Consider the following 22,267-nt stretch of genomic DNA (forward strand, 5'->3'; position numbering starts at 1 on the left):
GGATGAGGAGGATCCCCCATGGCGGGCAAGGCATATGATACCATCGTGATCGGCGCAGGGCCGGGCGGCTATGTGGCGGCTATCCGGGCGGCGCAGCTGGGCCAGAAGGTGGCAATCGTCGAACGCGAGCATCTGGGCGGTATCTGCCTGAACTGGGGCTGTATCCCGACCAAGGCGCTTCTGCGTTCGGCCGAGGTGTTCCACCTGATGCACCGCGCCAAGGAATTTGGCCTGTCAGCTGGCAAGATCGACTATGATCTGCCCTCCATCGTGAAACGCTCGCGTGGTGTGGCCGCGCAACTGTCCGGTGGCATTGGCCACCTGATGAAAAAGAACAAAGTCGACGTGGTAATGGGCGACGCCACGATCCCTGCCAAAGGCAAGGTGTCGGTCAAGACCGACAAGGGTACGGAAGAGCTGACCGCCAAGAACATCGTGCTGGCCACAGGCGCGCGTGCCCGCGAGCTTCCGGGTTTGGAAGCCGATGGTGATCTGGTCTGGACCTACAAACACGCGCTGAATCCACCACGTATGCCGAAGAAACTCCTCGTCATCGGTTCCGGCGCAATCGGCATTGAATTTGCCAGCTTCTTCAACACCTTGGGTGCCGATACGACCGTTGTCGAGGTGATGGACCGCGTGCTTCCCGTTGAAGACGCCGAGATTTCCGCTTTCGCCAAGAAGTCCTTCGTGAAGCAAGGCATGAAGATCATGGAAAAAGCCATGGTCAAGCAGCTCGACCGCGCCAAAGGCAAGGTCACCGCCCATATCGAGGTGGGCGGTAAGGTTGAAAAGCACGACTTCGACACGGTGATTTCTGCCGTTGGCATCGTGGGCAATGTGGAAGGTCTGGGTCTGGAAGCGCTCGGCGTGAAGATCGACCGGACCCACGTGGTCACCGACGCCCATTGCCGCACGGGCGTAGAGGGTCTCTATGCGATTGGCGACATCGCCGGCGCCCCGTGGCTTGCCCACAAAGCCAGCCATGAAGGTGTGATGGTGGCCGAACTGATCGCCGGGCTGCACGCCCATCCCGTGAAGCCCGAAAGCATCCCCGGCTGTACCTATTGCCACCCGCAGGTGGCCTCGGTCGGTCTGTCGGAAGCGAAGGCGAAAGAGCAGGGCTATGACATCAAAGTTGGCCGCTTCCCCTTCATCGGCAATGGCAAAGCCATCGCGATGGGTGACCCCGAGGGCATGATCAAGACCATCTTTGACGCCAAAACCGGCGAGTTGCTCGGTGCCCATATGGTCGGCCCGGAAGTGACCGAGATGATCCAGGGCTATGTGGTCGGCAAGACGCTGGAAACCACCGAGGAAGAACTGATGCATACCGTCTTCCCGCACCCGACGATTTCGGAAAGCATGCACGAGGCTGTGCTGGACGCCTATGACCGCGTCATCCATATGTAAGATGCTGTGAAATAAAAAGAAAAGGCCGGGTCTGTCGCCCGGCCTTTTGCTGTCTGAGGGTGCTCAGGCAGAGACTTCAAGCCCGGCAAGTGCATCCAGAATACGGGTCCAGCCGCCAGTGTGGTCATCGCGGCTCTGTTCTGACGGAAAGCGCACGTGTTGAAGTGTCAGATCGGTGCCGCCGTCTTTGGGTGCGAAATTAAGCGTGACCACCGACTCCTCTGCGCTGTTATGCGATACCCATGTGAAGGCCAATTGATTGGCGCGGTCGATCACACGGTATTCGCCAGAATGGGGCAGATCGCCTGCCTCGGGTACACGCATCATGATCAGAAACTGTCCTCCGACTTTCGCGTCAACCTTAGCCTCCGGGATGGTCACGCCGGGGCCAGGCACCATAAACTTCGCCAGCATTTTCGGGTCCAACCAGGCATCAAACACGCGTTCCGGCGGGTGGGGGATGTGGCGTGTAATTTCAAGCGATAGTTCAGTCATTGTCGTCCTCCTTCAAGGCAGCTTCGAGGGCGTCCAGGCGTATGGCCCAGATCGACCGGAGTTCATTAAACCATTGATCAACAAGAGAAAGAGGGTCCATCTGAACCTCTATCAGGTGCTCTCGCCATTCCGTGCGTCGCGTCACCAGCCCAGAGGTTTCCAGCACTTTGATGTGCTTTGAAACCGAGTTCAGGCTGATGTCAAAACGTGCAGCGATATCCGTGATCCTGAGCGGCCCTTCCTGCGCGAGCAGTGTCAGAATGGCCCGCCGTGTTGGATCAGCTGCAGCTTTTAGAACCGCGGCGAGGCGGTCGGTATCTTGTCGTTCAACCATATGGGTGAATAACACGATGATTTGGTTCAGTCAACCTTTTGGGTGAATGATGATCTGAGCAAAGAAAAACCGCGTAGGGCAGTCCCGACGCGGTTTCCAACTACAGAAGTGGGGTGTTTAGCGGGTGATTTCGCCTCCCGCCTGATGCCAATGCCCCAGCCCGCCAATGTTGTAGACTTCCTCAAACCCGAGCCGTTTCAAGACCTGCGCGCCCTGCGCAGAGCGCGCGCCGGATGCGCAGTAAAGTGCCACGGGCTTTGAGGTGTCGATCTCTGCATTGAAGTCCGGCCCCTTCGGGTCGCATTGAAACGGCATCACGGACAGGGGAACCACCACTGCACCTTTTGCCTTGCCCGTAATCTGAACTTCACCGTGATCGCGCACGTCAATCAGATTGATCTCGCCTGCATCGACCTTAGCGACCGCCACGCGCGGGTCCATTTTTGCCCCGCCAGTCATGAAACCAAACATCTCTTGCTCCTTTACGCATATGCGTTTGAGAGGGAATTTAGGCTTCAGCATATCGGGTTCAACCCTCTAAATCCATAAATATTCAACATAGTGAATGCAATGGCGCGCCTGTCAGCTGCTGGCGGCATGTTCCTGCATTGTTCTAACTTTTCCATTGTCACCCGTTTTTCTTTGCCCTAACGGTTAAGCACGTGAGTATTGGGGGTCAAAATGGCCGAGCTGAAAGAAATTCAAGTTCGCGGCGCACGCGAACACAATCTGAAGTCCGTCGACGTGGATATCCCGCGTGACAAGCTGGTGGTGATCACGGGTCTGTCGGGGTCGGGGAAGTCATCGCTGGCTTTTGATACGATCTATGCCGAAGGGCAGCGGCGTTACGTGGAAAGCCTGTCGGCCTATGCCCGCCAATTCCTTGATATGATGGAAAAACCTGACGTCGATCACATCGCGGGCCTGTCACCTGCGATCTCGATCGAGCAGAAAACCACATCCAAGAACCCACGCTCAACCGTCGGTACCGTGACCGAGATTTACGACTATCTGCGTTTGCTTTTTGCCCGCGCGGGCACGCCCTATTCCCCCGCCACTGGCCTGCCCATCGAGGCCCAGCAGGTGCAGGATATGGTGGACCGCGTGATGGCGATGGAAGACGGCACCCGCGCCTATCTTCTGGCCCCCATCGTGCGTGACCGGAAGGGCGAATATCGCAAGGAATTTCAAGAGCTTCAGAAGAAGGGTTTCCAGCGCGTCAAAGTGAATGGCGAGATGTACGAGCTGGATCAGCCCCCCACGCTGGACAAGAAGTTTCGCCACAATATCGACGTGGTGGTGGACCGCGTGGTGGTGCGCGAAGGGATGGAACAGCGCCTTGCCGACAGCTTCCGCACTGCGCTGGACCTGGCCGACGGCATAGCGCTTTTTGAAACCGCCCCGAAAGAGGGCGAGCCCGAGATCCATACCTTCTCAGAAAACTTCGCCTGCCCGGAAAGTGGCTTCACCATCCCCGAGATTGAACCGCGTCTGTTTTCCTTCAACGCGCCTTTCGGGGCGTGCCCGGACTGTGACGGCTTGGGCAAGGAGCTTTTCTTTGACGAACGCCTTGTGGTGCCCGACGCGACGCTGAAGGTTTATGACGGGGCGCTGGCACCCTGGCGAAAGGGCAAGTCCCCTTATTTCCTGCAAACGATTGAAAGCATTGCCAAACATTACGAGTTTGACAAGAACACACCGTGGAAGGATCTGCCCGCACATGTGCAGCAGGTGTTCCTCTATGGCTCTGGCGAGGACGAGATCAAGTTCCGCTTTGACGAAGGCGGGCGTGTCTACGAGGTGACCCGCCCCTTCGAAGGGGTGATCCCCAATATGGAGCGCCGCTATCGCGAAACAGATTCGAACTGGATTCGCGAGGAATTTGAACGCTACCAGAACAACCGCCCCTGTGGTGCCTGCGACGGGTATCGCCTGCGCGACGAGGCGCTGGCGGTGAAGATCGGCTCGGGCGATCAGCTGCTTCATGTGGGGCAGGTGGTCGAAATGTCGATCCGCGAGGCTTTGGCTTGGGTCGAAGACGCGCCCAACCATCTGAGCACCCAGAAAAATGAAATCGCGCGCGCCATCCTGAAGGAAATCCGTGAGCGGCTTGGGTTCCTGAACAATGTGGGTCTCGAGTATCTGACGCTGAGCCGCAATTCCGGCACCTTGTCGGGGGGCGAAAGCCAACGCATCCGACTGGCCAGCCAGATCGGATCGGGGCTGACGGGGGTTCTTTACGTGCTTGATGAACCGTCCATCGGGTTGCATCAGCGCGACAATGACCGGCTTTTGACCACGCTGAAGAACCTGCGCGATCAGGGCAATACGGTGATTGTTGTTGAACATGACGAAGAAGCCATCCGCGAGGCGGATTACGTCTTGGACATCGGCCCCGGCGCAGGGGTGCATGGCGGCGAAATCATCGCGCGCGGCACACCAAAGGATATTGCCGAGAATGAAAACTCTATTACGGGTCAATATCTTACCGGTGTGCGTGAGATTTCCGTGCCGGCAAAGCGGCGCAAGGGCAACGGCAAGAAAGTCACCGTGAAGAAAGCCACGGGCAACAACCTGCAGAACGTGACCGCCGACTTCCCGCTGGGCAAATTTGTCTGTGTGACGGGCGTGTCGGGCGGGGGCAAGTCCACGCTGACGATCGAGACTTTGTTCAAGACGGCCTCGATGCGGCTAAACGGCGCGCGTCAGACGCCAGCACCCTGCGAGACGATCAAGGGGCTGGAACATCTGGACAAGGTGATCGACATCGACCAGCGCCCCATCGGGCGCACGCCGCGTTCGAACCCCGCGACTTATACGGGCGCCTTCACGCCCATCCGCGAGTGGTTTGCGGGGCTGCCCGAGGCGAAAACACGCGGCTACAAGCCGGGCCGCTTCAGCTTCAACGTGAAAGGTGGGCGTTGCGAGGCCTGTCAGGGCGACGGTGTTATCAAGATCGAAATGCACTTCCTGCCCGACGTCTATGTGCAATGCGAAACCTGCAAGGGCGCGCGGTACAATCGCGAAACGCTGGAGGTGACCTTCAAGGGCAAATCCATCGCGGACGTGTTGGATATGACCGTTGAAGACGCGCAGGAGTTTTTTCAGGCCGTGCCCTCGATCCGCGACAAGATGGATGCGCTGATGCGCGTTGGGCTGGGCTATATCAAGGTGGGCCAGCAGGCGACGACCTTGTCAGGGGGCGAGGCGCAGCGGGTGAAACTTTCCAAAGAGCTGTCGAAACGTTCGACGGGGCGCACGCTCTATATCCTCGATGAACCCACCACGGGGCTGCATTTCGAAGATGTGCGCAAGCTGCTCGAAGTGCTGCACGAGCTGGTGGATCAGGGCAACACGGTGGTTGTGATCGAACACAATCTGGACGTGGTGAAGACCGCCGACCACATCATTGATATCGGCCCGGAAGGCGGTGATGGCGGCGGCACGGTGGTGGCCAAGGGCACGCCTGAACAGGTGGCGAAAGTGGCCGAAAGTCACACCGGGCATTACCTGAAAGATATGCTGTAAGTAAAAGAAAAGGCCGGGGAATTCCCCGGCCTTTGTTGCTTTCACGAAGGATCAGCTTAGCCGTCGAAATCAACTTCCTGCACCAGTTTCAGTGCGTCGGCACGGTGACCGGCAACCTCCATCAGGTTCAACCCGTCCGCGGTGAACTCACCCCAGCCTTTGACCAGCGGGTCAGCTTCAGTGCCCGGTGCGATCGGATATTCGTAGTTCTGCGAGGCGTAGATTTCCTGAGCGGCCGGCGAGGCAAGGTATTCCATCAGCTTGACGGCGTTTTCCTTGTTCGGCGCATTCTTGGCCAGCGCCATGCCGGATACGTTCACATGGGTGCCCGCGCCTTCGAAGACCGGGAAGACGACATTTACACTGTCGGCCCAGGCTTTCTGCTCTTCATCGGCCAGCATTTTTCCCATGTAGTATGTGTTGCCGACCGAGATGTCGCATTCGCCAGCCCAAATAGCCTTGACCTGTGCGCGGTCATTGCCCTGCGGTTTGCGCGCAAGGTTGGCTTTCACACCTTCCAGCCAGGTCTTGGTTTCCTCTGCGCCGTGGTGGGCCAGATGGGCCGAGACCAGCGCCAGCGTATAGGCATGGGTGCCCGAACGGGTGCAGATACGGCCCTTCCATTTCGGATCAGCCAGATCTTCGTAGGTGGTCACGTCACCCTCTGCCACGCGCTCTTTCGAGGCGTAGACGATACGGGCGCGGCTGGTCAGGCCGAACCATTGGTCTGCGGGATCACGGTAGGCTGCGGGAATGTTGGCTTCCAGCGCGTCCGATTGAACAGGCTGGGTCAGGCCAGCATCAACCACACCCGCCAGACGCGAGATGTCGACGGTCATGATCAGGTCGGCAGGGCTTCGTTTCCCCTCGGCTTCCAGACGCTCCACGACACCTTTCTTCAGGAAAGCCACGTTCACGGTAATGCCTGTTTCCTTGCTGAAGGCATCCATCAGAGGCTGGATCAGCTCGGGCTGGCGGTAGGAATAGACATTGACTTCATCGGCGCTGGCAAAGGCCGGGGTCAGGGCGGTGGCTGCGGCCATGGCAGCGGCAACGGTGCGAACGGTTTTCATAACGCGTGTCTCCTTGGTGTTCGTTGAGGCGCTTAAACCCGACTCTTTTGATCGGGTCAATACCTGATTAAATTAATCGGAGATTTTGTCGCAGGTCACAATGCAGACTATTTGCTGGCACGCTCCGCCGCTTTTTCCGCCTCCCAGAAGTCATCCATTTCTTCAAGCGTTGACTGCTCCGGGGTCTTGCCAATCTCGGTCAGTCTGCGTTCTATGCCTTTGAAACGGCGTTCAAATTTGGCGTTGGCGTGTCGCAGGGCCTCTTCTGGTTCGACATCAAGATGGCGCGCAAGGTTTGCAACGACGAACAGAAGATCCCCAACTTCTTCGCGAAGCTCTTCTGGCCCAAGGTGATCGCGTGCCTCAGCGACCTCGCGGGCTTCTTCGGTGATCTTGTCCAGCACCATGCCAATCTCGGGCCAGTCAAATCCCACCCGCGCCGCTCGCTTTTGCAGCTTCACGGCGCGCAGCAGGGCAGGCAACCCGATGGCAACGCCATCCAGCACGCCTTTTTGCGATTTTCCGGCCCGTTCTGCGGCCTTGATGGTTTCCCAGTCGCGGGTCTGCTGTTCGGCGGACTTATCCCGTGTCTCGTCACCAAAAACATGCGGATGGCGCGCGACCATTTTGTCGGACATGGTGTCGGCGACCTGATCAAAGCTGAACAGTCCTTTTTCCTCGGCCATCTGGGCGTGAAACACCGATTGGAACAGCAGATCACCCAATTCACCCTTCAGTTCATTCCAGTCGCGCCGCTCGATCGCATCCGCCACCTCATAGGCTTCTTCGATCGTGTAGGGCGCGATGGTTGCGAAATCCTGTTCGATATCCCACGGGCAGCCATGATCCGGGTCACGCAACCGCCGCATGATTTCCCGCAGGCGATCCATGCCGCCGTGGGGGGCGTTCACCAGCGCGTCCGAGGCGGATTTGTCCAATGGTTTGCTCATTGCATCTTTGACCCTTTTGGGATTGTGTCTGGACATAGTGATAGGAGCAAATCATGCCAGTCATCAACCGCATAGCTGCATTTTCCGACGACATGAAAACCTGGCGGCGGCATCTGCATGCCCATCCCGAACTGGGACTGGAGTGCCATGAAACAGCGGCTTTCGTGGTTGAAAAGCTGCGCGCATTTGGGGTGGACGAGATCCACGAACGAATTGGCGTGTCCGGTGTGGTCGCGATCATCGAAGGGCAGGGGGATGGCCCGACAATTGGCCTGCGCGCGGATATGGATGCGCTGCCGATGCAGGAAGAAACCGGGCTTGATCATGCCTCGACCGTGCCGGGGATGATGCATGCCTGTGGCCATGATGGGCACACCACGATGCTGCTAGGGGCCGCGCGTTATCTGGCGGAAACCCGAAACTTTGAAGGCCGCGTGGCGTTGATTTTCCAACCGGCCGAAGAGAATTTCGGCGGGGCCAAACATATGTGCGATGACGGCATGATGGACCGTTTCGACATTTCCGAGGTTTATGCGCTGCACAACATGCCCGGCGTGCCCTTTGGGGTGTTTGAGACCACGCCGGGGCCGATCATGGCCGCGGTTGACACGCTGAAGGTGACGGTGACGGGGCTGGGGGGGCACGGGGCCTATCCGCACGAATGTGTTGATCCCGTCCCGGCCATTGTGTCGATGGTGCAGGCGCTGCAGACCATTGTCAGCCGCAATCTCTGTCCGATGGATGACTTGGTTGTGTCGGTCACGGAAATCCATGTGGGCACGGCGGATAATGTCATTGCCGAAAGCGGCTGGTTTGGCGCCACGATCCGCAGTTTCACTCCCGAGGTGCGTGAGATGGTTGAACGGCGCATTCGCGAGATCATCGCGGGGCAGGCGGCCAGTTTCGGCGTCACGGCTGAGGTTGCCTATGATCTGGGATATCCCCCGACGGTAAACGCTGAAGCCGAGGTTGCCAAAGCCGCCGCCGCCGCGCGTGACGTGTCGGGGTCCGACAAGGTGAGTGATGATGCGGGCCGTGAAATGGGTGCCGAGGATTTCGCCTATATGCTGGAAGAGCGCCCCGGCGCCTATCTGTTTGTGGGGCAGGGCGATGGGCCGGGCGTGCACCACCCGAAATATGATTTCAACGATGACGTCGCCCCCGTCGGCGCCAGTTTCTTCGCGCGTCTGGTTGAACGGTCGAACCCTGTTGGGTAGCGTGCCCCTGCTAATTTGATCAAATTCACTGGCGGCGCATCAGACACTGTGTTAGGACCGTAAAAAAGGGAGGGCCGTCATGGCATTGGAAGACGCAAGCAAGCAAGTTGATACGGCAATCACGCGCGATGGGTTCAAGGGCCTGTCATATGAAAACACCTTTGGGGGTGTGCCGTCTTTCCTGCGCCGGACCTATGCCAAGGACCTGAGCGGCGTCGATATCGCGGTGACGGGGGTGCCCTTTGATCAGGCGGTCACCAACCGCCCGGGCACCCGGCTTGGCCCCCGTGCGATCCGCGAGGCATCAAGCCTTCAATCGCCCGATCCCGCCTATGGCTGGGGCTTTGATGTGCTCAGCGAATTCGCCATCGCAGATTACGGCGATCTGGCCTTTGACTACGCCCACATCGACCAGTTTCCAGCCACGCTTGAGGCCCATATCACCTCGATCTTAGACCAGGATGCGGCCTGTCTGACGCTGGGGGGCGATCACTATATCACCTTCCCGATCCTGCGTGCGCATGTGAAGAAACACGGGCCATTGAGCCTTTTGCAGTTTGACGCTCATACCGACACATGGGCTGATGATGATATGACCCGCGTGGATCATGGCACGATGTTTTACAAGGCGGTGAAAGAGGGGCTGATCGATCCGGCGCGCTCGGTTCAGGTGGGCATTCGCACCACCAACGAAGATACGCTGGGTGTGAACATCATCGACGCGCGCGAAGTGCATGAAAGCGGGCCCGCCGCGGTGGTTGCCAAGATCAAATCGATTCTGGGTGATCGCAAAACCTATCTGACCTTCGACATTGACGCGCTGGACCCGGCCTTTGCGCCCGGCACGGGCACGCCCGTATGGGGTGGTCTGACATCGGCGCAGGCGTCCATCATCCTGCGTGATCTGGCCGGGATAAATGTGATTGGCGGCGATGTGGTCGAGGTGTCTCCGCCCTTTGACACCACGGGCGCGACCGCGATTGCTGGCGCGCATGTGGCCATGGAAATCCTTAACCTATGGGCATTTACGCGTCGTAGTTAAAGTGAAGAAACCTGTCATGTGGATAGTCTTGCCAGTTTTGGCACTTGTGTTGGCTGCCCAGCTTTGGGTGCGCTTGGCCCCATTGCCGCAAACCCGGTTGCAGGGCATGCCCGGTCCCGATGCACCGGGGGTGCACCAGCTGGCAGGTGGGGGGAAATGGGTTTTACCCCTGGCGGATTTGCCTGACGACGTGCAGGCGCAGCTCGATCAGATCGCAATCTCCACGCCGCGCACCCGCAAACTGGCCGAGGGAACCTATGTCACCCGTTCGGCCTTATGGGGGTTTCCCGATGTCACGCGTGTTTGGACAACGCCGGATGCGCTTCATATCCACGCGCATCTGGTGGTCGGCAAAAGCGACATGGGCGTGAATGCGAAACGTGTGGAAAGCTGGCTGGCGGCGCTAACTCGCTGAATTCAGTGACCCCTGTGAAATCAGAGAAATCGGGGCGTCGGGCTGCGAACGGGGCAGGTCTTGCATCGCGGACACGCAGCCTTCGCCCGTGTCGCGCCAGATCGGCACGTTCAGGCTCATGTCACACAGCGCCATGAAGGCACGCCCATCCACGAACAGGCAGATTTTCTGTCCCAGCTCGACCCGTCCACCGCCGCTATCGGTGCAATAGCAATCGATCACCTTGCCACCCGGGCCGATCACATCAGCAAAAGCGGGGGCAAAGCTGGCGGTGACAAACACCGCAAGAAGACAGAAAAGGCGTGTCATGCGTCAAGTTTAGCACGGATGCGGGACTTGACCAAACGGCTTGGATAAGGGACACCGAACCCCATGGTTCCTTTGGAAAAACTCAACGCGATCACCGAGCGGTTCGAATATCTGGAAGCCCGAATGGCCGAAGGGCTGTCGGGGGATGAAATCGCGCAGCTTGGCCGTGAATATGCTGCTCTACGCCCTGTGGTCGAAGAGATTGCGAGCTATCGCCAGTTGCTGGACGATCTGGCCGAGGCCGAGGCGATGTTGGATGATCCCGACATGCGTGAACTGGCGGAAGAAGAGCTGCCAGAGCTGCGCGCACGCCTGCCCGAGATGGAACAGGCGATGCGTCTGGCGCTTTTGCCCAAGGACGCAGCAGACGCGCGCCCCGCGATGATCGAGATTCGCCCCGGCACCGGCGGCGACGAGGCGGCGCTTTTCGCAGGCGACCTTTTGCGCATGTATCAGCGCTATGCCGAAGCGCGCGGTTGGGGGTTCGAGATCATCGAACAAAGCCTGTCCGAACTGGGCGGCGTGAAAGAGGTCACCGCCCATGTTAAGGGCGACGGCGTCTTTGCCCGGCTGAAATACGAAAGCGGCGTGCACCGGGTGCAGCGGGTGCCGGAAACCGAAAGCGGCGGGCGCATTCATACCTCGGCGGCCACGGTGGCGGTGCTGCCAGAGGCCGAGGATGTGGACATCCAGATTGATCCCGGTGATCTGCGCATTGACACGATGCGCGCGTCAGGCTCCGGCGGGCAACACGTGAACACGACGGATTCAGCCGTGCGCATCACCCACCTGCCCACGGGGATCATGGTGGTCAGTTCCGAGAAATCCCAACACCGCAACCGCGAGATCGCCATGCAAGTGCTGAAAACGCGGCTTTATGATTTGGAACGCCAGCGGGTGGACAGCGAACGCGCCGCCGATCGCAAGGCGCAGGTGGGGTCGGGGGACCGATCAGAGCGCATCCGCACCTATAATTTCCCGCAAGGGCGTATGACCGATCACCGGATCAACCTGACGCTCTACAAGCTTGATCAGATCATTGGCGGTGACCTTGATGAAATCGTCGACGCGCTGACCGCCGAGGATCAGGCGGCCCAACTGGCCGAGATGGAGACATGAGCCCGCAGGCAACAGGCAGCACCACCGGCACAGAGCTTCTGGTCGCGGCCACGCTGCGCCTGAAGTCGGTTGGGGTCGAAAACCCGTCGGGTGATGCGCGGATTTTGCTGGCCTTTGCCCTTGGGGTAGATCGCAGCCGCCTGACGCTGATCTTGCCAGATGAGGTGTTGCCCGAACAGGCAGAGGTCTACGGACGGGCCATCGAGGCCCGCGCCGCCCGCCAGCCCGTCGCGCAAATCATCGGGCACCGCGCGTTTTACGGGCGCGATTTCATTGTGACCGGCGACGTGCTGGACCCGCGCCCCGATACCGAGCTTTTGATCGAAGCCGCCCTTGCTGCGCCTTTTGATCACGTCCTTGATCTGGGCACCGGGTCGGGATGTATCCTGTTGACCTTGTTGAAAGAAACCGAAGGCACCTGGGGGGTCGGCACGGATCTGTCCCACGAAGCTCTGGACGTGGCGCGCACCAATCGCGCCCATCTGGACCTGGATGGTCCGGCCGTATTGCGCCATGGCAGCTGGTATGATGCGCTTGATCAGGATGACGGGTTGAACCGGTTTGACCTGATCGTGTCAAACCCGCCCTATATCTCGCAAGATGAAATGGCGCAGTTGGACCCTGAGGTGGTCAACTGGGAGCCGCATATGGCGCTGAGCCCCGGAGGCGACGGGCTGGACGCCTATCGCGAAATCACCGCACAGGCCTTGGCGCATCTGTCTGAACGCGGGCGGCTTGTGGTCGAGATTGGCAAAGATCAGGGGGCGGCCGTGTCGGCGCTGTTTCTGGCGGCCGGGCTGAATGGGGTTGAGGTGCTGAAAGACCTCAATGGCCATGACCGGGTTGTGGTCGGGCGCGCTGCGCAACCGGCGTCATGACAAGCTAGGCCGTGAAAGCGTTTCGAGATTAAGCCCGATCATAACTTGATTTCGAAACGCCCATAACGAGGGTAGGTTCCGCGCGTTTCGACATAGTGTCGTGCCTCAACAATATGTCGAAACGCTTTAATAGGCAGGCAATTTCAGCACAGAACGGCAAAAAACCCCTGTTTGAAAGCAATTAACGCCATTAGGGCTTGTTTTCAGGCTGTGCGCATGGTTATCAGAACACAGGCCGCGCGGATGTCGAAACGACGCCGCCGCCTGCAAGCCCTACAATTCGGACATGGCACCGCACTGCGGGATCGTCCGAACCACAGCGTCGCTGCCACTTTTTCGTGACCGTGCCGAAACTGGAACAGAGAGCCGATGAGATCATCGAAATCCCGTTCGCGCAACAAGCCGAACCGCAACCGGAACAATCCGGGCAACATCATCAACCGCGTCTTTGACAGCTCGGGGCCCGAGGGCAAAGTGCGTGGCACGCCGCAGCAGATTATTGACAAATATACTCAGCTGACCCGCGACGCTTTTCTGTCCAATGACCGGGTGGCTGGCGAAAACTTTCAGCAGCACGCAGAGCATTACACGCGCCTTCTGAGCGAAGCGCAGCGTGAGGTGGATGCACGCCGCGAGCAGGCCGATCAGCAAAACCGCGAACGCCAGCAACGTGAGCGGGCCGAACGCGAAGCCCGTGCCGAACGCAAGGCCGAGGCCGCGGCTGCCGGCGAGGGTGATCAACCGGATGTGGTCGAGGCCGCCCCCGTAACAGATGACTCTGGCAAGTCTGAGGATAGCGGTCTTGTGGAAACGCCCGAGATGAAGCCCAAGAAGCCGCGCGCGCGCAAACCGCGCAAGCCTGCCAAATCTGCTGAGGCGGCGCCTGATCAGGGTCAGCCCAACACGGGTGGATCGCCGGAAGAGGCGGCTGAGTAAGCCCTCGCGCCAAGAAAATGCATTTCCGGTTCTGGTCGTTATCCAACAAAAGCCGGGAACGCCTTAAGTCAAAGAAAAAGCCCCGGATGAGCCGGGGCTTTTTCTTTTGTATCAGATGCTTGAGGAGCGACCCTGATGCGGGTCAATCATTGCCGCGATAGGGTTCGACATATTGCAGGGCCATATCCCAGGGGAAGAAGATCCACGTATCCTGGCTGACCTCGGTGATGAACGTATCCACCTGCGGGCGCCCTTTGGGCTTGGCATAAACGGTGGCGAAATGCGCGTTGGGATAGAGCTCGCGCACAAGTTCGAGCGTCTTGCCGCTGTCCACCAGATCGTCGATGATCAGAATGCCGGTGCCGTCGCCCATCAGCGCGGCATCGGGGCTTTTCAACACTTCCGCATCGCGCTGCTGGTCAGCCTTACCGCCCCCGGCGTGATAGGATTTCACGCTGATCGTGTCGACCGTGCGGATGTCTAGCTCGCGGCTGACGATCATCGCGGGGGCCATGCCGCCACGGGTGATCGCCACAACGGCGCGCCAGGCCCCATCATCCGGGCCTTGCCCGTCCAGCCGCCAGGCCAGCGCCCGGCTGTCGCGATGGATCTGATCCCAACTGATGTGGAAGCCTTTTTCGTGGGGCAGGCGAACGCTCATGGCTTAAGCTCCTTATTTGCGGCCCGTGGTCACGTCGATATCCGGCGCATCCACAGCTTTCATGCCAACAACGTGATAACCGCTGTCCACATGGTGGGTTTCGCCGGTGACGCCGGATCCCAGATCGGACAGCAGGTACAGCGCGGAATTGCCGACATCCTGAATGGTCACGTTGCGCCGCAGGGGCGAGTTCAGTTCGTTCCATTTCAGAATATAGCGGAAATCCCCAATGCCAGAGGCGGCGAGCGTCTTGATCGGCCCGGCGGAAATCGAGTTCACGCGGATGCCGTCTTTGCCCAGATCCTCGGCCAGATAGCGCACCGAGGCCTCGAGCGCTGCCTTGGCCACACCCATCACATTATAATGCGGCATGACCTGTTCGGCGCCATAATAGGTCAGCGTCAGAAGCGACCCGCCATCCGTCATCATCGCGGCGGCACGTTTGGACACGGCGGTGAAGCTGAAGACCGAAATGTCCATGGTCATGCGGAAGTTTTCCGGGCTGGTGTCGACATAGCGACCCCGAAGCTCGTTTTTGTCAGAGAAACCAATGGCATGTACGACAAAGTCAAGCTTGCCCCATTTCTCTTCCAGCGTTGCAAACAGCGCGTCAACCGATGCGGCATCTGACACGTCACAGGGCACGACAATATCCGACCCCAACTGCTCGGCCAAAGGAGCAACACGTTTCTTCAGAGCGTCCCCCTGATAGGAAAATGCCAGCTCGGCCCCGGCATCGGCGCAAGCCTTTGCGATCCCCCACGCGATGGACTTGTCATTGGCAAGCCCCATAATCAGGCCGCGTTTGCCCTTCATCAATTCGGTAGACATTATGGTTCCCCGTCCCGAGATACTGCGTTATGCCCGTTTATGCGATTGCCTGTGCTTCTTCAAGCCTGTGCGCTGATTGCGCGAGGCGGGAACGGCAACGGGGAAGCGTTTTTTCGCGCATTCGATCACGAGGCGCAGGGACTGGACAACTGGCTGTGCCCGTTTGGGTGGGGCTGACAGTGAAAAGGACGGGATGATGGCTGAACGTGACGGAATTTTCGCAGGCGACGATCCTTTTGAGATCGCGCGCCGCTGGTTGGCCGAGGCGGAAGAGAGCGAGATCAACGACCCGAACGCGATTGCGCTGTCCACGGTAGACGGGCAGGGCATGCCAAATGTGCGCATGGTGCTATTGAAAGAGATCGAGGATGACGCCTTCGTCTTCTACACCAATTACGGATCGGCAAAAGCGGCCGAGGTCGACGGGGCCGGGAAAGCCGCATTCGTGATGCATTGGAAATCCTTGCGTCGGCAGATTCGCGTGCGCGGCACTGTTATTCGCGAATCCGGTGAAAAAGCAGATGCCTATTTTGCAACACGTTCCCTGAAAAGCCGTCTGGGTGCCTGGGCGTCACGTCAAAGCCAGCCGCTGGCCTCGCGCAAGGCGCTGATGGCCGAGGTGGCGCGGGTCACGGCAACGCATGGCCCATCGCCCAAAAGGCCTGATTTTTGGGGTGGATATCGTATCCAACCTTTGGAAATTGAGTTCTGGGCCGATGGGGCGTTTCGCCTGCATGACAGATTTCGTTGGTGCCGGGACAGCGCGCAGGATGCGTGGGAAATCACGCGTTTGAGCCCTTAAAATTCGCGTCACATGAATGGTTACCTGCCGAAAAGTATAGGTGTTTTCCACTTGCGTCACCTTTCGAAAGTCCTCAATAGTGTCCTTGGGGATGCGAAAATCTAGAGGATAATGATGGCGCAATTGAGCGATGCGCAGGATCCTGTTGTCCTGCGCGGCCAGGTGAAATGGTTCGACCCGTCAAAGGGTTTCGGGTTTGTGGTTGCAGATGAAGGTGGCACCGACATTTTGCTGCATGCGAATGTCCTGCGAAACTTCGGGCAAAGTTCGGTTGCAGACGGGTCGCTGATCGAAGTGGCCGTGCAATCGACCTCGCGTGGACGTCAGGCCGTTTCGGTATTGGCGATCGAACCGCCCGAAACGGGGCTTGCACCGGATCTGGAAGAGATCACCGACGGATTTGTGGACCTGTCCGAAGCCGGCCCGGCAGAGCCGGCACGGGTGAAGTGGTTCGACAAGGCCAAAGGGTTCGGATTTGCCAATGTGTTTGGCAGCAACGAAGATGTGTTCATCCATGTCGAAGTGTTGCGCCGGTCAGGTCTTGCGGATTTGCAACCGGGTGAAGCGGTCAGCATTCGCACCGCACAGGGCAAACGCGGCTGCATGGCTGTTGTCGTGTCCGCCTGGGATGCGATTGTCACCGACGAAGATTGACAATTCACGCGCGGGGCGGGACGGTCAGATATGACCCATTCGCCCCGCCTTTTGCGGCAGATCCTGTATCTTGCCTTGCTGTGTTGCCTGCTCTGGCTTCCCACAACCTCCATGTCTGAACGTGCGGCGGAGGCCTGCGCGTCCACCCATGTCGATCTGCGCGGTCTTTGGGGGCAAGCGCGTTTTCGCATCGAACTGGCAAACACGCCCCGCACACGGGCACAGGGTCTGATGCATCGCGAAAGCCTGCCGGCGATGTCGGGCATGTTGTTTGTCTTCAAGCGACCACAACGCGTGTCATTTTGGATGAAAAACACGCTCATCCCGCTGGATATGCTCTTCCTGACCGCCGACGGCCGCGTCGCCCGCATTCACGAGAACGCCATCCCCGGCGATCTGACTCCGATTCATGGGGGCAGGGGCATTCAATCGGTTCTGGAACTGAACGGGGGCACCGCCCGCCGTCTTGGCATCTCAGCGGGCAGCCAGTTGCGTCATCCGGCACTGGATCAAAGCCGCGCCGCTTGGCCCTGTGCCGGCGCGTCGCAGTAAGCGCCGCCCATGTCCGGGGGCGTTTCTCGGTATCAGTTTGAACCTAAAATGTTTCGGGATAGGGTTGAGCCCATGTTTATCCCGAAACGCCCACCATCCTTACCTGTTGCGCGGCGTTTCCCCATCACCTTCATTCAACGTAATCTGAAAACGCTTTAGACATATTTTGCTCTTTTCAACGCTTCCGCACGCCGTTAAGAGGGGCGCAGTCGGGGCGTAGCGCAGCCTGGTAGCGCGACGGTTTTGGGTACCGTAGGTCGCAAGTTCGAATCTTGCCGTCCCGACCATTTCTCTTCGTTGCCATGACACATACGCCCTCACCGGCGCCATGCGATATGCGACCACTATATATAGTGTGACGCGGGCGGGCGCGGGATGCTGTTCCGGTTTTGGCCGCAGGCGCCGACCGGTGTCGCAACGCGCCTGTCGTGGCGGATCAATCAGCCGGGCGACGCGTCTTGCTTTGATTTGGCGATCACGCCCGCAAGTGGCGCTCAGGATTTCACGCGTTAGTGATTCTTCTGTGACCGACATTTCCGACCAGCAAACTGAGCCGATGTGCCCAATTTTGTGGCAACTCCGGCTCTATATGGTGTCTGGGTAAGGTTTTCCTCTATATCTTGTGTGTTTTGCAGGCTCTGCCGCCCTGCAGCATACGATTCTCTGCTGCAATGCAACATGCTGCATACAAGCTTCACGCAAAACTTCGGCTTTTGAGGATAAACCTGCCGGAAACCAAAGGTTTTCCGCATACACGCAAGGGTTGTGCTGTGGCGGGAATCATTCTTGGTCTGGTGAGCGGCGTATGGTTAATCAAAGGTCAACGGAAAAGAGTTGGGGATATCTCAGATTTTACCGTTGACCTGATATGGGTCTTCACGCCACTTTGTGGGCGCTGGTCATCAAGCCACAACATATAGTGGCGGCAGGTTTAGCGGGACACGAATTGAACTTTCCACCTGATTTTGAAGGGTGTGCCGATATGCGCGTGGCGTTTCATCGGGCGGGATCTTTTGTGCGTGTTTCAATGCCTCGTGACCAGCACGAATTGTAGACAGGGGCCAAGCCGGGCCGGGACGAACCAAGACCGGGCAACGCTTCAGACAGGTAATGGGACAGACGGGGATCCAATGAAGATTGATCGCAAATTCACCACATCCGGGCAGGACGCTTACGCAGAGCTGGATTTCACCACAACATCGTCCGAAATCCGCAACCCGGATGGAACGATCGTGTTCAAACTGGATGATTGCGAAATCCCTTCAGGTTGGAGCCAGGTGGCCTCGGATGTCATCGCGCAGAAATATTTCCGCAAGGCCGGCGTGCCCGCCGTTCTGAAGAAGGTCAAAGAAAAAGATGTGCCCGAGTTCCTGTGGCGGTCTGTTCCCGATGAAAAAGCCCTTGAAAAACTGCCCGAAGACGCGCGTTTCGGTGGCGAAACCTCGGCCAAGCAGGTGTTTGACCGTCTGGCCGGCGCCTGGGCCTATTGGGGCTGGAAGGGTGGCTATTTCACCACGGAAGACGACGCGCAGGCCTATTTCGACGAAATGCGCCACATGCTGGCCAGCCAGCGCGCCGCGCCGAACTCGCCGCAGTGGTTCAACACCGGCTTGCATTGGGCTTACGGGATCGATGGTCCCAGCCAAGGGCATTACTATGTCGATCACAAAACCCGCGAGCTGACAAAATCGGCCTCGGCCTATGAGCACCCGCAGCCGCACGCCTGTTTCATTCAGTCCATCGGCGACGATCTGGTGGGCGATGGCGGCATCATGGACCTCTGGGTGCGCGAAGCGCGCTTGTTCAAATACGGCTCCGGCACCGGCACCAACTTCTCGTCACTGCGCGCGGCGAATGAGCCGCTGTCCGGCGGCGGCAAATCTTCGGGCCTGATGGGCTTTCTGAAAATCGGTGACCGCGCGGCCGGCGCGATCAAATCGGGCGGCACCACGCGTCGTGCGGCCAAGATGGTCATCGTCGATAGCGATCACCCGGATATCGAGGAATACATCAACTGGAAGGTCAAGGAAGAGCAGAAAGTGGCCTCGCTGGTTGCTGGCTCGAAGATGCACGAAGAGCATCTGAACCACATCTTTGCCGCGATCAAATCATGGGATGGCAAGGAAGAGGACGCGTTTGACCCGAAAGCCAACGAAGGTTTGAAAAGTGCAATTCGGGCGGCCAAAAAAGTGGCAATTCCCGAAGTTTACGTCAAGCGCGTGTTGGATTATGCAAAGCAGGGCTATGGCTCGATCGAGTTTCCGACCTATGACACGGACTGGGACAGCGAAGCCTACGCGACCGTTTCGGGCCAGAACTCGAACAACTCGGTGCGCGTGACCGACGCCTATCTGAAAGCCGTCGAGGAAGATGCCGATTGGGAGCTCATTCGCCGCACCGATGGCTCGGTTGCCAAGACCATCAAGGCGCGCGATCTGTGGGATCAGATCGGCCACGCCGCCTGGGCCTGTGCCGATCCCGGCATCCAGTATCACGACACGGTCAACGCCTGGCACACCTGCCCGGAAGACGGCGAAATTCGTGGCTCCAACCCGTGTTCGGAATATATGTTCCTGGACGACACCGCCTGTAACTTGGCCTCGATGAACCTGCTGACCTTCCTGAAGGACGGCGTGTTCCAGGCCGAGGACTACATGCACGCCACGCGCCTGTGGACCATCACGCTGGAAATCTCGGTGATGATGGCGCAGTTCCCGTCGAAGGAAATCGCCGAACTCAGCTATGTTTTCCGCACCTTGGGGCTCGGTTACGCCAATATCGGCGGCCTGCTCATGAATATGGGCCTTGGCTATGACAGCGACGAGGGCCGCGCGCTTGCAGGCGCTCTGACCGCGATCATGTCGGGCGTTTCCTACGCCACTTCGGCGGAAATGGCGGGCGAGCTGGGGGCCTTTGAAGGTTATGCGCGCAACAAGGACCACATGCTGCGCGTCATCCGCAACCACCGCACGGCTGCCTACGGCGCGACGGAAGGCTACGAAGATCTGGCCATCAAGCCGGTGCCGCTGGACCTGAAGAACTGCCCCGATGCCAAGCTGGTCGATCTGGCCATGGGCGCTTGGGACGAGGCGCTGGCCTTGGGTGAAAAGCACGGCTACCGCAACGCGCAGGTCTCGGTGATTGCGCCCACCGGCACCATCGGTCTGGTGATGGATTGCGACACCACAGGCATCGAGCCGGACTTCGCGCTGGTGAAGTTCAAGAAGCTTGCTGGTGGCGGTTACTTCAAGATCATCAACCGCTCGGTCCCGGCCGCCCTTGAAAAGCTGGGCTATGCTTCGTCGGAAATCGAAGAGATCATCAGCTACGCTGTGGGTCACGGCACCATCGGCAATGCGCCGGGCATCAACCACACCACACTGATCGGCCACGGCTTTGGCCAGAACGAGATCGACAAGATCGAAGCGGCGCTGCCCTCGGCCTTTGACATCCGCTTTGTCTTCAACCAGTGGACGCTGGGCGAGGAGTTCTGCACCAACGTGCTGGGCATCCCGGCTGAAAAGCTGACGGACCCGGACTTCAGCCTGCTGAGCCATCTTGGCTTCACCCGTCAGGACATTGACGCGGCCAATGACCACGTTTGCGGCACGATGACCCTGGAAGGGGCACCGCACCTGAAGGAAGAGCACCTGAACGTCTTTGACTGCGCCAACCCGTGTGGCAAAAAAGGCAAGCGTTTCCTGAGTGTTGACAGCCATATCCACATGATGGCGGCGGCACAGTCGTTCATTTCGGGCGCGATCTCGAAAACGATCAACATGCCGAATGACGCCACCATTGAAGACTGCCAGAAGGCTTACGAGCTGTCCTGGAGCCTGGGTATCAAGGCCAACGCGCTCTATCGCGATGGATCGAAACTGAGCCAGCCTTTGGCCGCGGCTCTGGTCGAGGATGACGAGGAAGCAGAAGAAATTCTGGCCTCGGGCTCGACCCACGAGAAAGCCGTGACACTGGCCGAGAAGATCATCGAGAAAGTGGTCATCAAGGAAGTGGCGCGCGGCCGTGAGAAGCTGCCCGAGCGTCGCAAGGGCTACACCCAAAAAGCCATCGTGGGCGGCCACAAGGTTTACTTGCGCACCGGCGAATATGAAGACGGCAATCTGGGCGAGATCTTCATCGACATGCACAAGGAAGGCGCTGGCTTCCGTGCGATGATGAACAACTTCGCCATCGCCGTGTCGGTGGGCCTGCAATACGGCGTGCCGCTGGAGGAGTTCGTGGACGCCTTCACCTTCACCAAGTTCGAACCGGCGGGCATGGTTCAGGGCAACGACTCGATCAAGAACGCGACATCGATCCTCGACTACATCTTCCGCGAACTGGCCGTGTCCTATCTGGACCGCACCGACCTGGCCCATGTGAAACCCGAAGGCGCAAGCTTCGACGATCTGGGTCGCGGCGAGGAAGAGGGGGTCTCGAACGTGCAGGAGCCGTCCGAGACCGCTGCCACCAAGTCGCTGGAAGTGCTGAAGCAAATCAGCTCGACCGGCTATCTGCGCAAGCGTCTGCCGCAAGAGCTGGTGGTGCTGCAGGGTGGGGCCGAGATGGGCGCCACGGCGCTCACCGGCACCGATCCTGTCGGCGCGCTGAACACTTTGGTGCCGGAAACCGCCAGCGCCACGATCGCCGAGACCACCGTGGTGGAAACCGCGATCAGCAGCGGCACGGTGTCGACCTCGATGGATGCGCGCACCAAGGCCAAGATGCAGGGCTACGAAGGGGATCCCTGTGGCGAATGCGGCAACTACACGCTGGTGCGCAACGGCACCTGCATGAAATGCAACACCTGCGGGTCGACCACAGGCTGTAGCTGACAAGTTTCGTCATGGCACCTCACGTCCCAAGGGGGTGCCATGGCAGGGTTAGGGTGGGCGGAATTTTGCCCCCCACTCTGACACGGGGCGGGTGCGCTCGCCCCTGACGCGGATAGGGCCGCAGGCATAAAACACGGGCAGTACGAATTACGAGCCCTATCAGCGAAACTGGGGCGCCTTCGGGCGCCTCATTTTTTTGCGGTTTTGCAGCAGGTAAGACTGA

At 59.0% G+C, this 22,267-nt stretch carries 20 protein-coding genes and 1 tRNA gene; 13 read left to right on the top strand and 8 right to left on the bottom strand.

What is annotated here, in order from left to right:
• Positions 1-18: 18 nt before the first annotated feature.
• Complete coding sequence (gene lpdA / locus ACRY08_RS10780; protein WP_432449928.1) at positions 19-1,413, top strand: dihydrolipoyl dehydrogenase; 1,395 nt, start codon at positions 19-21, stop codon at positions 1,411-1,413.
• A gap of 63 nt (positions 1,414-1,476) precedes the next feature.
• On the opposite strand, the gene ACRY08_RS10785 is transcribed toward lpdA, so the two are convergent.
• From ACRY08_RS10785 to ACRY08_RS10795, 3 genes are all read right to left on the bottom strand, one after another.
• Positions 1,477-1,908 (bottom strand): SRPBCC family protein, encoded by a 432-nt coding sequence (locus tag ACRY08_RS10785; protein ID WP_432449929.1) that lies wholly within the window; start codon positions 1,906-1,908, stop codon positions 1,477-1,479.
• Positions 1,901-2,242: an ArsR/SmtB family transcription factor gene (locus ACRY08_RS10790; RefSeq protein ID WP_432449930.1), complete on the bottom strand. Its 342-nt coding sequence runs from the start codon at positions 2,240-2,242 to the stop codon at positions 1,901-1,903. Before ACRY08_RS10790 ends, ACRY08_RS10785 begins: the two co-directional genes overlap by 8 nt.
• Before the next feature lie 117 nt (positions 2,243-2,359).
• Positions 2,360-2,713 carry a rhodanese-like domain-containing protein gene (locus ACRY08_RS10795; RefSeq protein WP_432449931.1) on the bottom strand — a complete coding sequence of 118 codons (354 nt, stop codon included), beginning with the start codon at positions 2,711-2,713 and terminating at the stop codon, positions 2,360-2,362.
• Between the two features lie 210 nt (positions 2,714-2,923).
• Here ACRY08_RS10795 and uvrA point away from each other — a divergent pair, with 210 nt between their 5' ends.
• Complete coding sequence (uvrA, locus tag ACRY08_RS10800; RefSeq protein ID WP_432449932.1) at positions 2,924-5,770, top strand: excinuclease ABC subunit UvrA; 2,847 nt, start codon at positions 2,924-2,926, stop codon at positions 5,768-5,770.
• 56 nt (positions 5,771-5,826) lie between these two features.
• Here uvrA and ACRY08_RS10805 read toward each other — a convergent pair whose 3' ends face one another.
• Positions 5,827-6,843 carry a Fe(3+) ABC transporter substrate-binding protein gene (locus ACRY08_RS10805; RefSeq protein ID WP_432449933.1) on the bottom strand — a complete coding sequence of 339 codons (1,017 nt, stop codon included), beginning with the start codon at positions 6,841-6,843 and terminating at the stop codon, positions 5,827-5,829.
• A gap of 107 nt (positions 6,844-6,950) precedes the next feature.
• Positions 6,951-7,793, bottom strand: coding sequence for a nucleoside triphosphate pyrophosphohydrolase (gene mazG / locus ACRY08_RS10810; protein WP_432449934.1), 843 nt, complete (start codon positions 7,791-7,793; stop codon positions 6,951-6,953).
• Between the two features lie 53 nt (positions 7,794-7,846).
• On the opposite strand from mazG, the gene ACRY08_RS10815 reads away from it, so the two are divergent.
• The 3 genes from ACRY08_RS10815 to ACRY08_RS10825 all read left to right on the top strand — a co-directional run bounded on the left by ACRY08_RS10815 (position 7,847) and on the right by ACRY08_RS10825 (position 10,467).
• The gene (locus tag ACRY08_RS10815; RefSeq protein WP_432449935.1) at positions 7,847-9,010 is read left to right on the top strand and encodes a M20 aminoacylase family protein; all 1,164 of its coding nucleotides are present in this window, start codon (positions 7,847-7,849) and stop codon (positions 9,008-9,010) included.
• A 79-nt stretch (positions 9,011-9,089) separates the two neighbouring features.
• Positions 9,090-10,052, top strand: coding sequence for an agmatinase (speB, locus tag ACRY08_RS10820; RefSeq protein WP_432449936.1), 963 nt, complete (start codon positions 9,090-9,092; stop codon positions 10,050-10,052).
• A gap of 16 nt (positions 10,053-10,068) precedes the next feature.
• Positions 10,069-10,467 (top strand): DUF1499 domain-containing protein, encoded by a 399-nt coding sequence (locus tag ACRY08_RS10825; protein WP_432449937.1) that lies wholly within the window; start codon positions 10,069-10,071, stop codon positions 10,465-10,467.
• Here the strand turns inward: ACRY08_RS10825 and ACRY08_RS10830 are convergent.
• Positions 10,456-10,776: a hypothetical protein gene (locus ACRY08_RS10830; protein WP_432449938.1), complete on the bottom strand. Its 321-nt coding sequence runs from the start codon at positions 10,774-10,776 to the stop codon at positions 10,456-10,458. The genes ACRY08_RS10825 and ACRY08_RS10830 overlap by 12 nt on opposite strands.
• Positions 10,777-10,839: 63 nt before the next feature.
• On the opposite strand from ACRY08_RS10830, the gene prfA reads away from it, so the two are divergent.
• The 3 genes from prfA to ACRY08_RS10845 all read left to right on the top strand — a co-directional run bounded on the left by prfA (position 10,840) and on the right by ACRY08_RS10845 (position 13,709).
• Positions 10,840-11,895: a peptide chain release factor 1 gene (gene prfA / locus ACRY08_RS10835; protein WP_432449939.1), complete on the top strand. Its 1,056-nt coding sequence runs from the start codon at positions 10,840-10,842 to the stop codon at positions 11,893-11,895.
• Positions 11,892-12,773: a peptide chain release factor N(5)-glutamine methyltransferase gene (gene prmC, locus ACRY08_RS10840; RefSeq protein WP_432449940.1), complete on the top strand. Its 882-nt coding sequence runs from the start codon at positions 11,892-11,894 to the stop codon at positions 12,771-12,773. Before prfA ends, prmC begins: the two co-directional genes overlap by 4 nt.
• Positions 12,774-13,142: 369 nt before the next feature.
• Positions 13,143-13,709, top strand: coding sequence for a DUF4167 domain-containing protein (locus tag ACRY08_RS10845; protein WP_432449941.1), 567 nt, complete (start codon positions 13,143-13,145; stop codon positions 13,707-13,709).
• Positions 13,710-13,851: 142 nt separating this feature from the next.
• Here ACRY08_RS10845 and gpt read toward each other — a convergent pair whose 3' ends face one another.
• Both gpt and fabI read right to left on the bottom strand, forming a co-directional pair.
• A complete protein-coding gene (gpt, locus tag ACRY08_RS10850) occupies positions 13,852-14,370 on the bottom strand; it encodes a xanthine phosphoribosyltransferase (RefSeq protein ID WP_432449942.1) in 519 nt (172 codons plus the stop codon).
• Between the two features lie 12 nt (positions 14,371-14,382).
• The gene (fabI, locus tag ACRY08_RS10855) at positions 14,383-15,201 is read right to left on the bottom strand and encodes an enoyl-ACP reductase FabI (RefSeq protein ID WP_432449943.1); all 819 of its coding nucleotides are present in this window, start codon (positions 15,199-15,201) and stop codon (positions 14,383-14,385) included.
• Positions 15,202-15,397: 196 nt separating this feature from the next.
• On the opposite strand from fabI, the gene pdxH reads away from it, so the two are divergent.
• The 5 genes from pdxH to ACRY08_RS10880 all read left to right on the top strand — a co-directional run bounded on the left by pdxH (position 15,398) and on the right by ACRY08_RS10880 (position 22,044).
• Entirely contained in the window at positions 15,398-16,003 is a 606-nt protein-coding gene (gene pdxH / locus ACRY08_RS10860; RefSeq protein WP_432449944.1) for a pyridoxamine 5'-phosphate oxidase, read from the top strand.
• A gap of 111 nt (positions 16,004-16,114) precedes the next feature.
• Positions 16,115-16,657 carry a cold-shock protein gene (locus tag ACRY08_RS10865; protein WP_432449945.1) on the top strand — a complete coding sequence of 181 codons (543 nt, stop codon included), beginning with the start codon at positions 16,115-16,117 and terminating at the stop codon, positions 16,655-16,657.
• 111 nt (positions 16,658-16,768) lie between these two features.
• Positions 16,769-17,209 carry a DUF192 domain-containing protein gene (locus ACRY08_RS10870; RefSeq protein WP_432449946.1) on the top strand — a complete coding sequence of 147 codons (441 nt, stop codon included), beginning with the start codon at positions 16,769-16,771 and terminating at the stop codon, positions 17,207-17,209.
• A gap of 210 nt (positions 17,210-17,419) precedes the next feature.
• A tRNA-Pro gene (locus tag ACRY08_RS10875) sits at positions 17,420-17,496 on the top strand.
• Positions 17,497-18,339: 843 nt separating this feature from the next.
• Positions 18,340-22,044, top strand: a complete 3,705-nt coding sequence (locus ACRY08_RS10880) for a vitamin B12-dependent ribonucleotide reductase (RefSeq protein ID WP_432449947.1) — start codon at positions 18,340-18,342, stop codon at positions 22,042-22,044.
• Positions 22,045-22,267: the final 223 nt, after the last annotated feature.

The organism is Aliiroseovarius marinus (assembly GCF_050881025.1).
Lineage (GTDB): Bacteria > Pseudomonadota > Alphaproteobacteria > Rhodobacterales > Rhodobacteraceae > Aliiroseovarius > Aliiroseovarius marinus_A.

Bases quoted from the DNA above. Each gene is read 5' to 3' on its own strand.
- lpdA (WP_432449928.1), top strand. From the start codon at position 19: ATGGCGGGCAAGGCATATGATACCATCGTGATCGGCGCAGGGCCGGGC.
- ACRY08_RS10785 (WP_432449929.1), bottom strand. From the start codon at position 1,908: ATGACTGAACTATCGCTTGAAATTACACGCCACATCCCCCACCCGCCG.
- ACRY08_RS10790 (WP_432449930.1), bottom strand. From the start codon at position 2,242: ATGGTTGAACGACAAGATACCGACCGCCTCGCCGCGGTTCTAAAAGCT.
- ACRY08_RS10795 (WP_432449931.1), bottom strand. From the start codon at position 2,713: ATGTTTGGTTTCATGACTGGCGGGGCAAAAATGGACCCGCGCGTGGCG.
- uvrA (WP_432449932.1), top strand. From the start codon at position 2,924: ATGGCCGAGCTGAAAGAAATTCAAGTTCGCGGCGCACGCGAACACAAT.
- ACRY08_RS10805 (WP_432449933.1), bottom strand. From the start codon at position 6,843: ATGAAAACCGTTCGCACCGTTGCCGCTGCCATGGCCGCAGCCACCGCC.
- mazG (WP_432449934.1), bottom strand. From the start codon at position 7,793: ATGAGCAAACCATTGGACAAATCCGCCTCGGACGCGCTGGTGAACGCC.
- ACRY08_RS10815 (WP_432449935.1), top strand. From the start codon at position 7,847: ATGCCAGTCATCAACCGCATAGCTGCATTTTCCGACGACATGAAAACC.
- speB (WP_432449936.1), top strand. From the start codon at position 9,090: ATGGCATTGGAAGACGCAAGCAAGCAAGTTGATACGGCAATCACGCGC.
- ACRY08_RS10825 (WP_432449937.1), top strand. From the start codon at position 10,069: ATGTGGATAGTCTTGCCAGTTTTGGCACTTGTGTTGGCTGCCCAGCTT.
- ACRY08_RS10830 (WP_432449938.1), bottom strand. From the start codon at position 10,776: ATGACACGCCTTTTCTGTCTTCTTGCGGTGTTTGTCACCGCCAGCTTT.
- prfA (WP_432449939.1), top strand. From the start codon at position 10,840: ATGGTTCCTTTGGAAAAACTCAACGCGATCACCGAGCGGTTCGAATAT.
- prmC (WP_432449940.1), top strand. From the start codon at position 11,892: ATGAGCCCGCAGGCAACAGGCAGCACCACCGGCACAGAGCTTCTGGTC.
- ACRY08_RS10845 (WP_432449941.1), top strand. From the start codon at position 13,143: ATGAGATCATCGAAATCCCGTTCGCGCAACAAGCCGAACCGCAACCGG.
- gpt (WP_432449942.1), bottom strand. From the start codon at position 14,370: ATGAGCGTTCGCCTGCCCCACGAAAAAGGCTTCCACATCAGTTGGGAT.
- fabI (WP_432449943.1), bottom strand. From the start codon at position 15,201: ATGTCTACCGAATTGATGAAGGGCAAACGCGGCCTGATTATGGGGCTT.
- pdxH (WP_432449944.1), top strand. From the start codon at position 15,398: ATGGCTGAACGTGACGGAATTTTCGCAGGCGACGATCCTTTTGAGATC.
- ACRY08_RS10865 (WP_432449945.1), top strand. From the start codon at position 16,115: ATGATGGCGCAATTGAGCGATGCGCAGGATCCTGTTGTCCTGCGCGGC.
- ACRY08_RS10870 (WP_432449946.1), top strand. From the start codon at position 16,769: ATGTCTGAACGTGCGGCGGAGGCCTGCGCGTCCACCCATGTCGATCTG.
- ACRY08_RS10880 (WP_432449947.1), top strand. From the start codon at position 18,340: ATGAAGATTGATCGCAAATTCACCACATCCGGGCAGGACGCTTACGCA.